Below are 13,335 nucleotides of genomic sequence, written 5' to 3'. Positions count from 1 at the left end.
TAATGGGACTGGAGAGCCATTGGCTCGACGGCAAGAGCGGCAGGGTCAAGCCGGCCGCATTTGGGGGAGACGGTCATGCCCAGGGATCCGAAACCGGCCCGGGAGAGGCGCTGCGAGCATTATCGCCAATCCACGTCATGCCGGCTCGAAACGACTTTACGCGCCGCGGATCACGCGCCAGCGCTCCCAATCACCCTGCTTCTTCCAGTTGACCATGGTCCCGCGGCAAGCCGGGTCTGACGCGCCGATCAAAAAATAGCAGCGCCTTGGTACCCTGCGGCCAGCCAATGCGTTGTACCGCCAAGCTCCATCCCGGAACGCGGCGGACACCAGACCAATCTCGGCCGCGCAACGTCACCATCGATCATTCGAACAATCATAAAGTCCTAGGGAGAAAGCCCGAATGAAACTCACATCCTTGAAATCGACCGGCATCGCCGTCCTCGCCCTGTCCCTGCTTGGCAGCGCCTCTGCCCTGGCGCAGGACGCCGCCGTCAAGGACGCCACCGTGGCGTTCCTCATGCCCGATCAGGGCTCGACCCGCTATGAAGAACATGATCATCCCGGCTTCGTCGCCCAGATGAAGAAGCTGTGCGAGAGCTGCAAGGTGCTCTACCAGAACGCCGACGCCAACATCTCCAAGCAGCAGCAGCAGTTCAACTCGATGATCACGCAGGGTGCCAAGGTCATCGTGCTCGATCCGGTCGACTCGGCCGCCGCGGCCTCCATGGTCAAGCAGGCCCAGAGCCAGGGCATCAAGGTCATCGCCTATGACCGCCCCATCCCCGACGCCAAGGCCGATTTCTACGTGTCCTTCGACAATAAGGCGATCGGCAAGGCCATTGCCGAATCCCTGGTCGAACATCTGAAGGCGACGAAGGCGCCGACCGAGGACACCGGCGTGCTGCAGATCAACGGCTCGCCGACCGACGCAGCCGCCCGGCTGATCCGCGACGGCATCCATGAGGGCCTGAAGAGCGGCGGCTACAAGACCCTGGCCGAATTCGACACGCCCAACTGGCTGCCTTCAAACGCTCAGCAATGGGCCAGTGGCCAGATCTCGCGCTTCAGCAAGAAGATCGTCGGCGTGGTCGCTGCCAATGACGGCACCGGTGGCGGCGCGATCGCAGCCTTCAAGGCGGCCGGCTTCGACCCTGTGCCGCCCGTCACCGGCAATGATGCCACCCTCGCTGCCCTGCAATTGATCATTGCCGGCGACCAGTACAATACCATCTCCAAACCGAGCGAGATCGTCGCCGCCGCCGCCGCCGATGTCGCCTTCGAACTCCTTGGCGGCAAGACCCCCAAGGCTGAGGCCACCCTGTTCGACACGCCCTCCAAGCTGTTCGTGCCGGTCATCGTGACCTCCGAGAACCTGAAGGCGGAGATCATCGACAAGAAGATCGCCACGGCAGATCAGCTCTGCGGCGGACGCTATGCCGAAGGCTGCAAGAAGCTCGGCATCACACAGTAAGCATGCCATCGCCCTCCCGGCCGCCCCGAGCGGCCGGGAGATCGCAGCTGCCCGCACAGTCTCCGGCTGTATACATTGACGGATATCGCAGGATGCTGCCTCGCAGGAGGATGGCGCCACGGCCACATGCATCTGTTCGAACCCCTCCAGCAGCCAGGCCTTCCCGATCCCACACATGAAAGGATTCCGGCGTGACTGACCTTTCTCCCAGTTCCACATCGGCCAACGCGCCCATGGGCGAGCTCATTTTGAGCCTGCGCAATGTCTCCAAGCATTTCGGCGCCGTATCGGCCCTGACCGATATCGAACTCGACGTCCATGCCGGCGAGGTGGTGGCACTGGTCGGCGACAACGGCGCCGGCAAGTCGACCCTGGTCAAGGTGCTGGCCGGCGTCCACCAACCCAGTTCCGGCACCATCACCTTCCACGGCAAGCCGGTGACGCTCTCGACGCCGAGCGACGCCCTCAATCTCGGCATCGCCACCGTCTTCCAGGATCTGGCCTTGTGCGAGAACCTCGACTCGGTCGCCAATATCTTCCTCGGTCGCGAACTCGAACCTTACCGGCTCGACGAGGTCTCGATGGAGATCAAGGCCTGGAAGCTGCTGAACGAATTGTCGGCGCGCATTCCGAGCGTGCGCGAACCCATCGCCTCGCTGTCCGGCGGCCAGCGCCAGACTGTCGCCATCGCCCGCTCGCTCCTGCTCGAACCCAGGATCATCCTGCTCGATGAGCCGACGGCAGCCCTCGGCGTCGCACAGACCGCCGAAGTGCTCGATCTCATCGAGCGCGTCCGCGATCGCGGCCTCGGCGTGGTGATGATCAGCCACAATATGGACGACGTCCGCGCCGTCGCCGACCGCATCGTGGTGCTCCGGCTCGGGCGCAACAACGGGGTCTTCACGCCTGAGGATTCTCATCAAGACCTCATCAGCGCCATTACCGGCACCGCGGAGAATTCGGTGTCCCGGCGCGCCACGCGGCTTCAGGGACAGAGCGCCACCGAGGATACGCAGAGCCAGAGCCAGGAGAGCCGGCCATGAGCAGCAACATCGACCAAAGTCGGTCTGAACCGGCTACCGCCAAAACGCCGCTCGACCGCGCCGATGTCCGCGTGAAGCATGACGACAGCATCGGCGGCGCCATCAGCGCCTTCCTGGAACGCATACGCTCGGGCGATCTCGGCTTCCTGCCGGTGATCGTCGGCCTGATCCTGATCTGCATCGTGTTCCAGAGCCTGAGCCCGGTGTTTCTCTCGGCCAACAATCTGGTCAACCTGCTGTTCGACTGCTCGACAGTCGGCGTGATCGCCCTCGGCATCGTCTGCATCCTGATGCTGGGCGAGATCGACCTTTCGGTCGGCTCGGTGAGCGGCCTGTCCTCGGCTTTGCTCGGCGTGCTGTGGGTGAACATGAACTGGCCGGTAGCGCTCGCCATTCCCGCCGCGGTCCTGGCGGGCATGGCGATTGGCGCCGTCTACGCATTCCTGTTCAACCGTTTCGGTATGCCGAGCTTCGTCGCTACCCTGGCGGGCCTGCTCGCCGTGCTCGGCCTGCAGCTCTATCTGCTCGGCTCGACCGGCTCCATCAACCTGCCTTATGGCTCCGGCGTGGTGGATTTCGGCCAGACCTTGGTGATGCCTCACATCATCTCCTACGCCCTCGCCGCCATCGCCGGCGTGGTGATCTTCTATGCCGATTTTCGCACCGCAGCCCGCCGCCGCGAAGCCGGGCTATCCGCCCGTCCCTTCGCCTTCATCCTGCTGCGCGCTGCCGCGATCATCGTCGCGCTGGAACTCGTGGTGTTCTATCTCAACCAGGACCGCGGCGTGCCGTGGATGTTCACCTTGTTCGTCGTCCTGGTCGTGGTGATGAACTACGCGCTGACCCGCACCAAATGGGGCCGTTCGATGACCGCCGTCGGCGGCAATCGCGAGGCGGCGCGGCGCGCCGGCATCAATGTCCGCTTCATCTATGCCTCCGCCTTCGTGACCTGCGCAGGCCTGGCGGCCATCGGCGGCATCCTGGCCGCGGCGCGCCTGGCTTCCGCCAGCCAGCAGGCCGGCACTGGCGAGGTGAACCTCAATGCCATCGCATCGGCGGTCATCGGCGGCACCAGTCTGTTCGGCGGCCGTGGCAGTGCCTATTCGGCCCTGCTCGGCATCATCGTCATCCAGGCGATTTCGAGCGGCCTGACGCTGCTCGATCTGTCCTCCTCGCTGCGCTACATGATCACCGGCGCCGTGCTCGCCATCGCCGTGATCGTCGACTCCCTGGCCCGCAGGTCCCGCGTCTCCCACGGCCGCGCCTGACCCTGTCCCGAGCCGGCGAACTGTTACCGATCAAGAGCTCGCCGGCTCATTTTCCCGAGATACTCAAAGTCCCAGCGGGAGGCATGCGCCGTCCCGGAACTGATCGAGGAGACGCCGTTCATGGAACAGAATTTCAACAGCCAGAATTTCTCGGGGAAGGTCGCGGCCATCACCGGCGCAGCTTCGGGCATAGGCCTCGAATGCGCCAAGGCCCTGCTCGCGGCCGGCGCCCGCGTCGTCTTCGTCGACCGCGCCGAGGATGCCCTCAAGACGATCTGCGAGGAACTCGGCCCGAACGCCATCCCGGTGGTGACCAACCTGCTCGATCCGGCCAGCGTGTCGCGGATGATGCCTGAGATTCTCGACAAAACAGGCCAACTCGACATCTTCCACGCCAATGCCGGCTCCTATATCGGCGGCGAGGTCGTCGAGGGCGATCCAGACGCCTGGGATCGCATGCTCAATCTCAACATCAATGCCGCCTTCCGCACGATACGCGAAGTGCTGCCGCATATGGTGGAACGCAAGACCGGCGACATCATCGTCACCTCGTCGGTCGCCGGCATGATCCCGGTAGTGTGGGAGCCTGTTTACACCGCTTCCAAGCATGCGGTGCAGGCCTTCGTCCATACGGTCAGGCGCCAGGTCGCCAAGCACGGCATCCGTGTCGGCGCCGTCCAGCCCGGACCCGTGGTCACCGCCCTGATCAGCGACTGGCCCAAGGCCAAGCTCGACGCGGCCCTGGCGGCCGGCGATCTCATGCAGCCGACGGAAGTGGCTGATGCAGTGATGTTCATGCTCAGCCGTCCCCGCAACGTCACCATCCGTGATCTGGTGATCCTCCCCCAGGCCAACGATCTCTGACGTCGGCATGCCAAGAGTCAGGCCTGTCGACGTACCATATCCAGGAACCTCGCCAAGACGGGGCTCGGTGCATCCTCGCGGCGGGCGAGATAGAGCGGCGCGGCCAGCCGCGTCGTCTTATCGAGCCGACGATAGACGATGCCGTTCGTCTCCAATTTCGCCATGGAAGCCGGCACGATCGAGAGGCCGAGACCGGCCGAGACCAGGCTCAGCGTCGAGACCATCCGCGGCGTTTCCTGCCCTACCATCGGGCTGAACCCTGCGGCGCGGCAGGCCGCGATGATGTCGTCATAGAGGCCCGGGCCGGAGGGCCGGCGATTGAGAACGAAGGTCTCGTTTGCAAGAGCGCTGAGCGACAAGCGTTGCCGGCGCAGGGAAGCTGCGGCAAGCGGATGATGGTCCGGCAGGGCAACCAGCATCTCCTCGACATGGAGAGGCTCCACGATAAGTCCGTCGGGGCTCGCGGCCGGTGCACGGACGAAGGCCGTGTCCAGCCGATCGGCGCGCAGCAGCTCGATGAGATCGCCCGTGCTGCCTTCCTCCAATGAGAGCGCGATACCGGGCGCCGCCTCCCGCAGCCCGCGCATGACGGCGGAGACCAGCGGATGGAAGGCAGCCGAGGTCGTATAGCCGACCGCAAGCCTGCCCTGTTCGCCCCGCGCCGCCCTTCTCGCCGCCTCCAGTGCTGCATCGACATCCTGCAGGACGAGCCGGGCTCGCTCCACCAGCACCCGCCCCGGCTCGGTCAAGCGCACACCGCGGGGCAGGCGCTGAAACAGTGGCGCGCCGACCTCACGCTCCAGCGCACGGATCTGCTGGCTGAGCGGCGGCTGCTGGATGCCGAGGCGCTCAGCCGCGCGTGTCACATGCCCCTCATCCGCAACGGTCACGGCATAGCGAAGATGGCGTAGTTCGATCATGCCATATCCTTTAGATATGAATATTGCCATTACCATATATTGGACGTGATAGGTCGGGAAGCCTAACCTCAGCGCAAATTCTCGAAGCTAGGCCCGACATCATCATGGACGCAGCAACCCCTTCCCTCCCGATGGAGAGAAGATCCCCCGACATTGCCGACCTCTTCGGTGGTTTCCTCACTCTGGGCCTGATCGGCTTCGGCGGCGTACTGCCGCTGGCACGCCGCATGGTCGTGGAAGAGCGCCGCTGGTTGAGCGCGCAGGAATTCGCCGACCTTCTGGGCCTGTGCCAGTTCCTGCCAGGCGGCAACATCATCAACATGTCGGTCGCCATCGGTTTGCGCTTTCGCGGCGTGGCCGGCGCCTGCGCGGCCCTACTGGGCTTGATCGCCGCTCCGACGGCAATCGTCATCGGTCTCGGCGTGCTCTATGATCGCTTCTACGCCGATCCGCATGTCCACCACCTCTTCGCGGGGCTTTCGGCGGCCGCGGCCGGACTTCTCGTCTCGATGGCGATCAAGGTCGCTCGTCCGCTGCGGCGCGACCCCGCTGGTATCGTGATCGCCTGCGCGTGCTTCCTTGCGATCGCCATCCTGCGCCTGCCCCTGCTCGCGACCATGCTGGTCCTGGCCCCCCTCGGCATCCTCCTGGCCTGGAGGAAAGCGTGATGGCGTCGACCCTGCTGAGCCTCGTTTTGATCTTCACCGAGCTTTCGCTTCTCGCTTTCGGCGGCGGCAATACCATCCTGCCCGAGATGCACCGGCAGGTAGTCGATATCCATCACTGGATGTCGGCGCAGCAATTCGGCGCAATGTTCGCCCTGGCGCAGGCCGCGCCCGGCCCGAACATGATGATCGTGCCGCTCGTGGGCTGGCATGTCGCCGGATTGCCGGGGGTATTGGTGACCTCGCTGGCCAAATTCGGCCCCTCCTCCCTCATCACCGGTGTTGCTCTCAGGCTCTGGGACCGCTTTCGCGACCGGCCCTGGCGGCAGAAGGTGCAGGCGGGCCTGCTGCCGATGACGGTGGGACTGGTCACGGCGAGTGCCTCCGTGATCGCCGAAGCCTCCGCCGAGACCTGGCTGCTGGCCGGCATCATCGCGGTTTCCGCCTTGCTCACCGCGACGACGCGCATCCATCCGCTTCTGGTACTGGCAGGAGGCGCCGCGATCGGACTGAGCGGGCTTGCCCAATTCTGAGGCGAGGACGAAGAGGTTTTTCGATCATGGCAACACCGGCATCCGACACACTCGTTCCCCTGCTGTGCGACCTCCTGGCCTGGCTGTCGCACAATGAGCGCCCCTATGCCGAGGTCATGGACGCCTGGCGGACATCGTGTCCGCGGCTACCGGTGTGGGAAGAGGCCAATGATCGAGGTTTCGTTGCGCGCAACTGGATCGATGGCAATGCCATGGTCGGCGTGACCGAAGCAGGCAGGCGGTTCCTGAGGCAGGAGCGTGGTGTCCGATCCGTCGCTGACTTCGAGGCTTAGCCCAAGGCAACACCGTGGGCTTCCAGGTAAGACAGGAGCCAAGGTTCACCCAGAAACACTTCGGCCTGGAAACCAGCCTGCCGGGCGCCGTCCACATTGGCGGGCAGGTCGTCGAAGAAGATGGAGCTGGCAGGATCGATGCCGGCCTTCTCGGCCACCACCTGGAAGGAGCGCAGCGAGGGTTTCTCATGCCCTATCTCATGGCTGAGATAGGGCTCGAAACCGGCCAGTACGCCGCCCGATGCCTTCTTGACGAAATCCCAATGCTCTTGATTGGTGTTCGAGAAGATCATCACCCGGTTGCGCTTTGCCAGGCGCTCCATGACGGCAAGCATGGAGGGATTGACGGCGAGATGGCAGCTCCAATCCTCGACGAAAACGTCCCATGAAGCCTCATACCCGCCCACCTCGGCCAATTGCTGGTGAAACAGGCGGATCGCTGTTCCCGTGCCCCAACGCGATTGCCGGAACAAGCCCACCACCTCCTCGGGCGTCCAAGAGGGATGGCAGCGTGAAGCCAGGCGCTCGAACAGCACGGCATTGTCGTGCTCCACCACGACGCCGCCGAGATCGAAGACGAGCGCTTGGAACGGCGAAGACGACATGATGCTTCCTGCTTTCAAATCCGCTGACCTCTATTGGTCTCCAGACGTCACTTCACAGCGACGACGACCTTCCCCTTCGCACGACCCGTTTCGACATAGTCCAGTGCTTCGTTGGTCCTCTCGAACGGGAAAACCGAGTCAATTACCGGGCGTATGCCGCCCGCCTCGATCAGGGAAGTGATCTTACCAAGTTGCCCGCCGTTGGCTGTCATAAAGAGAAACGAATAGCTGATTTTTTGCCGTCTCGATTTTCTCCTAATACTGGAGCTCAGCAGGCGCATGACCTGTTGAAGCAGCCAGCCCGAGCCATTCTGTCTCGCGAAGTCCGTATCCGGCGGACCAGAAATCGAGATCAGCTGGCCGCCCGGCTTTAGCACAGCAAGGGATTTTTCCAGCGTATCCTTCCCAAGGCTGTTCAGCACGACGTCATAACCCCGCAGCACTTTCTCGAAATCATCCTTCTTGTAGTCGACCACGACGTCCGCGCCGAGACTTTTCACAAGAGCGATATTGGCCGTACTCGTGGTCGTGGCCACATGAGCTCCCAGATGCTTGGCAAGCTGGATCGCGATCGTGCCCACACCGCCCGAGCCGGCATGGATCAGAACCTTCTGCCCCTTCTGCAACTCGGCCCGCTCGACCAGCGCCTGCCAGGCCGTCAGGGCGACAAGCGGAATGGATGCAGCCTCGATCATACTCAGATTGTTCGGCTTGATCGCTACATCGGCCTCGTCCATGGCGATATACTCGGCAAAAGTCCCGATGCGATCCTGGGCCGGACGTGCGTAGACCTCGTCGCCAGGCTTGAAGCGCCGGACATTGGCCCCGACCCGCACCACCACGCCCGCTACATCGTTGCCCAGCACCAGGGGAAGGCGGTAGGGCAGGATCAACTTGAACTCCCCGTTCCTGATCTTGCTGTCGAGGAGGTTCACGCCGGCAGCTTGAATCTCCACCATGACGTCATTCGCAAGCAACGCTGGCTCGGGACTTTCGCTGAGCCGCAGAACACCGCCTTTCGTGTAGCGGTCAATCAGGAATGATCTCATTAGATTGACTTTCGTTTCTATGGAAAGCAGGCAGACCGAGCAATGCTGTCAGACCGGCAAACGAAACTGTTTGCGCAAACTCTTGTCGAATACATCTGAAGGGGCAAACCGGCGCAGTATGCCGATCTGCTGCGCCGCCTTGCCAGCGGTATAGCGGCGTCGCGGACGGGCGTCGGTCGCGGCCTTGACCACCACAGCGGCCACGACATCTGGCAGATCGGCTTTAGGCATCACGTCGCGAAGGAGCGCGTCGAGGCCAGCTCGAGCGCCATCATATTCATTCAAGATGGAATCCGGCTTAATCCCATTCTGGTCGAAGACAGTGCGGACGAACGCCGGCTCGATAACCGAGACGCGAATATTGAAGACACGAACCTCGTGATCCAGTGATTCCGAATAGCCCTCGATTGCGTGTTTTGCCGCTGAATAATGAGCCGCATATGGCGCAGGTATGAGGCCCAAGATCGAGCCGATGTTGATGATGCGTCCTTTGCCGTGCCGCCGCATCGACGGCAACACGGCATTGGTCATGCGGATGACGCCGAACAGATTGACGTCGAACAGAGCTTGCACCTGTGCAACCGAGGATTCCTCAGCGCCCCCTAGGAGGCCGAGACCAGCGTTATTCACCAGAAGATCGATCCGCCCTGCGCGGCTCAGGACCTCGTCGACGAGGCTCTGAACGGAGGCATCGCTGGTTACGTCGCAGATCAGCATCGTGATTCCGTCCGCAGTGTCGGGCATCGGCTTTCGGCTGGTGCCGAAGACACGGTAGCCATCGCGACGCAGCGCCTGTGCGGTCACCAGCCCGATGCCGGAGGAGGCCCCCGTGACCAGGGCAATGCCGCGTTCTGTCTTGCTCATCAGGTTCGGCCTTCATTTTATCGTGGAACATCGATGAGCGTTCCATTACTATCAATTCGATAGTAAGTCACTACTAAAAAGATACTGACATGAAAAAGCTTTCGGATCAGCCATGTCTGATCGCCCGCAGCCTGGCGCTTGTGGGTGACGCATGGAGCATGCTGATCCTGCGCGATGCCCATGCGGGGTTGACCCGCTTCGATGATTTTCGCAAGAGCCTCGGTATCGCGCCGACGATGCTGACGGGGCGGCTTTCAGCCCTGACCGACGACGGGCTGCTGGAGAAACGCCGCTATTCCGACCGTCCGCCGCGGGACGAATATGTGTTGACGGAAGCCGGCCGCGACTTTCTGCCGGTGCTGTTTGCGATCGGTGCCTGGGGACGCAAGCATCGCGGCGGGGGCAAGGTGACCCGGTTCTTCGACGCTGAGACCGGAACGGAGATCGATCCCGTCACCATCGACCGCCAGACCGGCGCTCCTGTCGGAACACGTCCTATTCGTATCGCCGCGCCCGAATAGTCTGCCCACGGCAGATAAAGCTGCGCCTGACAACGGATGTCGGACTCTTAGGTTCTGAGCCTAGAAAAGCATTGCGGCGCCGATAGGTTCAACGGCGCCGCTCGACTATTTTGCCTTCTGTATACGGTCGAATACTTCATTCCCCTTTCAGAGCGACAGCAGGCGAAGGCGCAACTTTGCGTTCGGCCTTGCCCACCGTCTGTGCCTGTCCGGATCCGAAGATCAGATAGCTGAGAATGGCCAGCACGATCACGCCGATGCCGCCATAGAGCATCACCAGCCCGAAGCCGTCGACCAGCGCGGCGTGGACGAGAGCGCCTGTCGGATCCGCCCCGGCGAGTTTGGGCACGGCCTGGGTCAGGCTGGCGAGATTGCCGGCGGCAACCTTCTCCGCCAATGCCCGCAGTTCCTCGGTTCCCAGCGCCGCCCCAAGGCTCGCCTGCAGCGAGGCCCGGATGCCCTCGACCAGGACGAGACCCATCACCGCGATATTGAGGGCCAGGGTGATCAGGCGGGCACTGATATCGATGCCGGAGGCCATGCCGGCCCTATCCGGCGATACCGAAGCGGTGGTGGTATTGGTGGTGGGCGTCGAGGTGATGCCGATGCCGAGGCCGGCGATCAGGAGGCCTGGCAGCAGGGTCAGCCAATTGGCACCCTCGACGCCGGCACCGATCTTCATGGCGATGAAACCGAGGCCGATCGTCAGCAGGCCGAGGGGAATGGCGATCCGCGCCTGATAGCGCCGACGCAAGGCCTCGCCGAGTGGCGGGCCGACCATGAAGGGCAATGTATAGGCCAAGAGCAGCAAACCGGCCTGGGTGGCATCATAGCCAAGACCGCTGGAGACATAGATCGGCAGATAGATGATGAAGGGCCAATAGCTGAAATTCATGCCGATGCAGCCCATGATCGCGCCCGAGAACTGCCGGATGCGAAACACCGAGAAGTCGAACATCGGATGCGGGCTGATCTTTTCGGCCACCAGAAAGGCAACGAAGGCGACGATGGCCACTGCCGCGGCGCCCCAGCGCATGGCCGGTGCCAGGTCGGCTCCCTGGGTGATCAAATAGGAGAAACCGAACACGGCCAGGGACAGCGTGACGATACCGGCCAAATCGATGCGCTTGGCCCGGGGATCGCGCGATTCCCTGACGCCGACACCGATGAGAAGCAGCGCCACGGCCGCAAGCGGCACATGGATGAGGAACACCCACTGCCAGTTGGAAAGCGAGACGATCAGGCCGCCGATCAGCGGCCCGAAACCGAGGCCGATACCCGAGACGATGCCCCAGGCCGTGAAGGCCCGGCCGCGCTCGGTGCCGTCCTGGAACTGGTGCGAGAGCACAGCCACGGTGCACAGCAACATCGCCCCGCCTGCCAGGCCCTGCAAGAAACGGGCAACGATTAGCACCAACGAATCCTGGGCAAGGCCGCAGATCAACGAGGCCATGGCGAAGGCGATGGTGGTGATCACCGTCACGCGCTTGCGGCCGAAACGATCGGCCAGGGTGCCAGTCGCCATCAATACGGTGGTGCAGGCGATGGTATAGGCATTCATGATCCACTGCAGATCCTTGAAATCCGCCTTGAGCGCGGTTTCAAGGGTCGGCAGGATGACCGGCACGCTGGAAATCTCTAGCCCGAACAAGAGGGAAGCGAGACATACGCCCGCCAATGCGACAGCATTGCGCCCTGTCTGAAAAGTCATGATCGAACAACCCGGTCCGGGGCCGGCGGCGATGGCCGCGCACTCCTCCCCCGGCTCTTGAAAAAGACGGTTGTCCTCACATAGAAGATGGCTGATCATATAAAAAGACGATCATCATCTATTTCAGAAATGACAAAATGGAATTGATACGATGACGACGCTGGATGTCGACGCCGTCAAGGCCTTCGTGATGGTGGCAGACCTGCAGAGTTTCACCAGGGCCGCCGAGGCGCTGGCCAGCACGCAGGCCACCATCAGCGTCAAGCTGAGGCGGCTGGAAGAAAAGCTCGGCGCAAGGCTGATCGAGCGCACGCCGCGGCGGGTGCGCCTGTCACCGCGCGGCGCCGCCTTCCTGCCCGCCGCCCGCGACTTCATCGCAGCCCATGAGCGGGCGATCGCCGAATTCGCTTCGGCGCCCTGCCGGCTGTCGCTCGGCTTCGTCGATCATGTCGCCGGCCCCGAACTGCCTGCCCTGTTGGCGCAGCTCAACGCCCACGACCCGACGCTCACCTTGAAGGTGAAGATCGACACCACCACCATGCTGATGGCCGCTCTCGACGAAGGCGGGCTCGACGCCGTCATCGTCCATAACGAGGACGATCGACGGCCGGGCACGCCACTTTCGGCGACCCATTACGGCTGGTACGCCTCACCCGGCTTCGAATGGCGGCGCGAAGATCCCTTGCCGCTCGCCATGTTGAGCATGTGCGAAACCTGCCCCGATCGCCTGCGCTCCACGGAAGCTCTCGAGCAAGCGGGCCTGGCCTGGAGCGAAACCTTCGTCGGCGGCGGTGGCTCGGCCCTCAACCTTGCCGTTTCCGCCGGCGTCGCGGTCGCGGCCCTCGCCCACCGCGTCGCCCCGCCCGGCGTGATCGAAGTCAGCGCCAAGCTCGGCCTGCCTCCCTTGCCGCCATCGCAGATCATCCTGCATTGCAACGCCCTGTCGCCGCGGGCGCGGGATGCCCTGCGCGTCCTCACCACGGCCTTCCGGGAACACCGAACGAGCTGAGGCACGGAGCAAGCATCATTCTTCCTCGTGCAGGCTGGAGAGCGGCAGCCCTTCGAAACGCTTCAGCGTGTCCAGGACGATCGAGGTCTTCACATGCTGCACCGAATCGTGCGGCAGCAATACGTCGTTGACGAAGCGCGACAGGCCGGCGAGGCCGCGTGTCGCCACTTTGAGGTGGTAGTCCATCTCACCGGTGAGGGCATAGGCCTCCAGCACCTCGGGCAGGTCATTGACCAGCTGGGCAAATTTGCGGGCATTGTCGCGGTTGTGGGTGGCGAGCGTCACTGAAATCACCACCAGGAGGTCGAGCCCGATCTTGTGCGGATCGAGGCTGGCCTGATAGCCGCAGATCACTCCTGATGCCTCCAGGCGGGAGCGCCGGCGCGAGCATTGCGAAGCTGATAGCGCGATCTTCTCGGACAGTTCGATATTGGTCAGGCGACCGTCGCGCTGCAGCTCCAGCAGGATTCGGAGATCATAAGCGTCGAGATCGATCATTGCATCAATCCGTGATTT

At 63.1% G+C, this 13,335-nt stretch carries 15 protein-coding genes; 9 read left to right on the top strand and 6 right to left on the bottom strand.

All coding sequences use genetic code 11. The features are described 5' to 3' along the window. Positions 1-403 precede the first annotated feature (403 nt). From ACR9ZN_RS32235 to ACR9ZN_RS32220, 4 genes are all read left to right on the top strand, one after another. The gene (locus ACR9ZN_RS32235; RefSeq protein WP_481274154.1) at positions 404-1,474 is read left to right on the top strand and encodes an ABC transporter substrate-binding protein; all 1,071 of its coding nucleotides are present in this window, start codon (positions 404-406) and stop codon (positions 1,472-1,474) included. A 233-nt stretch (positions 1,475-1,707) separates the two neighbouring features. Then, the gene (locus tag ACR9ZN_RS32230; RefSeq protein WP_481274415.1) at positions 1,708-2,517 is read left to right on the top strand and encodes an ATP-binding cassette domain-containing protein; all 810 of its coding nucleotides are present in this window, start codon (positions 1,708-1,710) and stop codon (positions 2,515-2,517) included. After that, positions 2,514-3,785 (top strand): sugar ABC transporter permease, encoded by a 1,272-nt coding sequence (locus ACR9ZN_RS32225; protein ID WP_441773796.1) that lies wholly within the window; start codon positions 2,514-2,516, stop codon positions 3,783-3,785. Before ACR9ZN_RS32230 ends, ACR9ZN_RS32225 begins: the two co-directional genes overlap by 4 nt. Positions 3,786-3,905: 120 nt before the next feature. Then, positions 3,906-4,649: an SDR family oxidoreductase gene (locus ACR9ZN_RS32220; protein ID WP_454813340.1), complete on the top strand. Its 744-nt coding sequence runs from the start codon at positions 3,906-3,908 to the stop codon at positions 4,647-4,649. A gap of 17 nt (positions 4,650-4,666) precedes the next feature. Here the strand turns inward: ACR9ZN_RS32220 and ACR9ZN_RS32215 are convergent, their stop codons facing one another. Continuing rightward, the gene (locus ACR9ZN_RS32215) at positions 4,667-5,569 is read right to left on the bottom strand and encodes a LysR family transcriptional regulator (protein ID WP_481274153.1); all 903 of its coding nucleotides are present in this window, start codon (positions 5,567-5,569) and stop codon (positions 4,667-4,669) included. Between the two features lie 104 nt (positions 5,570-5,673). Between ACR9ZN_RS32215 and ACR9ZN_RS32210 the strand changes: the two genes are divergently transcribed. The 3 genes from ACR9ZN_RS32210 to ACR9ZN_RS32200 are packed head-to-tail and all read left to right on the top strand — an operon-like array spanning position 5,674 to position 7,060. After that, positions 5,674-6,237, top strand: coding sequence for a chromate transporter (locus tag ACR9ZN_RS32210; RefSeq protein WP_481274152.1), 564 nt, complete (start codon positions 5,674-5,676; stop codon positions 6,235-6,237). Further along, positions 6,237-6,767: a chromate transporter gene (locus ACR9ZN_RS32205; RefSeq protein WP_434955668.1), complete on the top strand. Its 531-nt coding sequence runs from the start codon at positions 6,237-6,239 to the stop codon at positions 6,765-6,767. Before ACR9ZN_RS32210 ends, ACR9ZN_RS32205 begins: the two co-directional genes overlap by 1 nt. A 26-nt stretch (positions 6,768-6,793) precedes the next feature. Next, on the top strand, positions 6,794-7,060 hold the full coding sequence (locus ACR9ZN_RS32200) for a hypothetical protein (protein WP_454813338.1): 267 nt from the start codon (positions 6,794-6,796) through the stop codon (positions 7,058-7,060). On the opposite strand, the gene ACR9ZN_RS32195 is transcribed toward ACR9ZN_RS32200, so the two are convergent. From ACR9ZN_RS32195 to ACR9ZN_RS32185, 3 genes are read right to left on the bottom strand one after another with little or no spacing between them, the layout of a single operon-like run. Further along, on the bottom strand, positions 7,057-7,665 hold the full coding sequence (locus tag ACR9ZN_RS32195; protein WP_454813337.1) for an HAD-IA family hydrolase: 609 nt from the start codon (positions 7,663-7,665) through the stop codon (positions 7,057-7,059). The genes ACR9ZN_RS32200 and ACR9ZN_RS32195 overlap by 4 nt on opposite strands. A 47-nt stretch (positions 7,666-7,712) precedes the next feature. After that, positions 7,713-8,714, bottom strand: coding sequence for an NADP-dependent oxidoreductase (locus tag ACR9ZN_RS32190; protein ID WP_454813336.1), 1,002 nt, complete (start codon positions 8,712-8,714; stop codon positions 7,713-7,715). A 48-nt stretch (positions 8,715-8,762) separates the two neighbouring features. Next, on the bottom strand, positions 8,763-9,578 hold the full coding sequence (locus tag ACR9ZN_RS32185) for an oxidoreductase (RefSeq protein ID WP_454813335.1): 816 nt from the start codon (positions 9,576-9,578) through the stop codon (positions 8,763-8,765). A gap of 89 nt (positions 9,579-9,667) precedes the next feature. Between ACR9ZN_RS32185 and ACR9ZN_RS32180 the strand changes: the two genes are divergently transcribed. Beyond that, positions 9,668-10,099 (top strand): winged helix-turn-helix transcriptional regulator, encoded by a 432-nt coding sequence (locus ACR9ZN_RS32180; protein ID WP_434955663.1) that lies wholly within the window; start codon positions 9,668-9,670, stop codon positions 10,097-10,099. Between the two features lie 136 nt (positions 10,100-10,235). Here ACR9ZN_RS32180 and ACR9ZN_RS32175 read toward each other — a convergent pair whose 3' ends face one another. Continuing rightward, positions 10,236-11,810: an MFS transporter gene (locus tag ACR9ZN_RS32175; protein ID WP_481274151.1), complete on the bottom strand. Its 1,575-nt coding sequence runs from the start codon at positions 11,808-11,810 to the stop codon at positions 10,236-10,238. A 151-nt stretch (positions 11,811-11,961) separates the two neighbouring features. Between ACR9ZN_RS32175 and ACR9ZN_RS32170 the strand changes: the two genes are divergently transcribed. Continuing rightward, a complete protein-coding gene (locus ACR9ZN_RS32170) occupies positions 11,962-12,819 on the top strand; it encodes a LysR family transcriptional regulator (RefSeq protein ID WP_454813333.1) in 858 nt (285 codons plus the stop codon). 15 nt (positions 12,820-12,834) lie between these two features. On the opposite strand, the gene ACR9ZN_RS32165 is transcribed toward ACR9ZN_RS32170, so the two are convergent. Further along, entirely contained in the window at positions 12,835-13,317 is a 483-nt protein-coding gene (locus ACR9ZN_RS32165; RefSeq protein WP_454816723.1) for an Lrp/AsnC family transcriptional regulator, read from the bottom strand. Positions 13,318-13,335: the final 18 nt, after the last annotated feature.

This window comes from Labrys sp. HAY1-8F (assembly GCF_056754975.1).
Note: the sequence above shows the minus strand (reverse complement) of the source record. Positions and strands in the feature narration are given on the sequence as shown.

Bases quoted from the DNA above. Each gene is read 5' to 3' on its own strand.
- ACR9ZN_RS32225 (WP_441773796.1), top strand. From the start codon at position 2,514: ATGAGCAGCAACATCGACCAAAGTCGGTCTGAACCGGCTACCGCCAAA.
- ACR9ZN_RS32210 (WP_481274152.1), top strand. From the start codon at position 5,674: ATGGACGCAGCAACCCCTTCCCTCCCGATGGAGAGAAGATCCCCCGAC.
- ACR9ZN_RS32170 (WP_454813333.1), top strand. From the start codon at position 11,962: ATGACGACGCTGGATGTCGACGCCGTCAAGGCCTTCGTGATGGTGGCA.
- ACR9ZN_RS32185 (WP_454813335.1), bottom strand. From the start codon at position 9,578: ATGAGCAAGACAGAACGCGGCATTGCCCTGGTCACGGGGGCCTCCTCC.
- ACR9ZN_RS32235 (WP_481274154.1), top strand. From the start codon at position 404: ATGAAACTCACATCCTTGAAATCGACCGGCATCGCCGTCCTCGCCCTG.
- ACR9ZN_RS32195 (WP_454813337.1), bottom strand. From the start codon at position 7,665: ATGTCGTCTTCGCCGTTCCAAGCGCTCGTCTTCGATCTCGGCGGCGTC.
- ACR9ZN_RS32205 (WP_434955668.1), top strand. From the start codon at position 6,237: ATGGCGTCGACCCTGCTGAGCCTCGTTTTGATCTTCACCGAGCTTTCG.
- ACR9ZN_RS32220 (WP_454813340.1), top strand. From the start codon at position 3,906: ATGGAACAGAATTTCAACAGCCAGAATTTCTCGGGGAAGGTCGCGGCC.
- ACR9ZN_RS32190 (WP_454813336.1), bottom strand. From the start codon at position 8,714: ATGAGATCATTCCTGATTGACCGCTACACGAAAGGCGGTGTTCTGCGG.
- ACR9ZN_RS32175 (WP_481274151.1), bottom strand. From the start codon at position 11,810: ATGACTTTTCAGACAGGGCGCAATGCTGTCGCATTGGCGGGCGTATGT.
- ACR9ZN_RS32200 (WP_454813338.1), top strand. From the start codon at position 6,794: ATGGCAACACCGGCATCCGACACACTCGTTCCCCTGCTGTGCGACCTC.
- ACR9ZN_RS32165 (WP_454816723.1), bottom strand. From the start codon at position 13,317: ATGATCGATCTCGACGCTTATGATCTCCGAATCCTGCTGGAGCTGCAG.
- ACR9ZN_RS32215 (WP_481274153.1), bottom strand. From the start codon at position 5,569: ATGATCGAACTACGCCATCTTCGCTATGCCGTGACCGTTGCGGATGAG.
- ACR9ZN_RS32180 (WP_434955663.1), top strand. From the start codon at position 9,668: ATGAAAAAGCTTTCGGATCAGCCATGTCTGATCGCCCGCAGCCTGGCG.
- ACR9ZN_RS32230 (WP_481274415.1), top strand. From the start codon at position 1,708: ATGGGCGAGCTCATTTTGAGCCTGCGCAATGTCTCCAAGCATTTCGGC.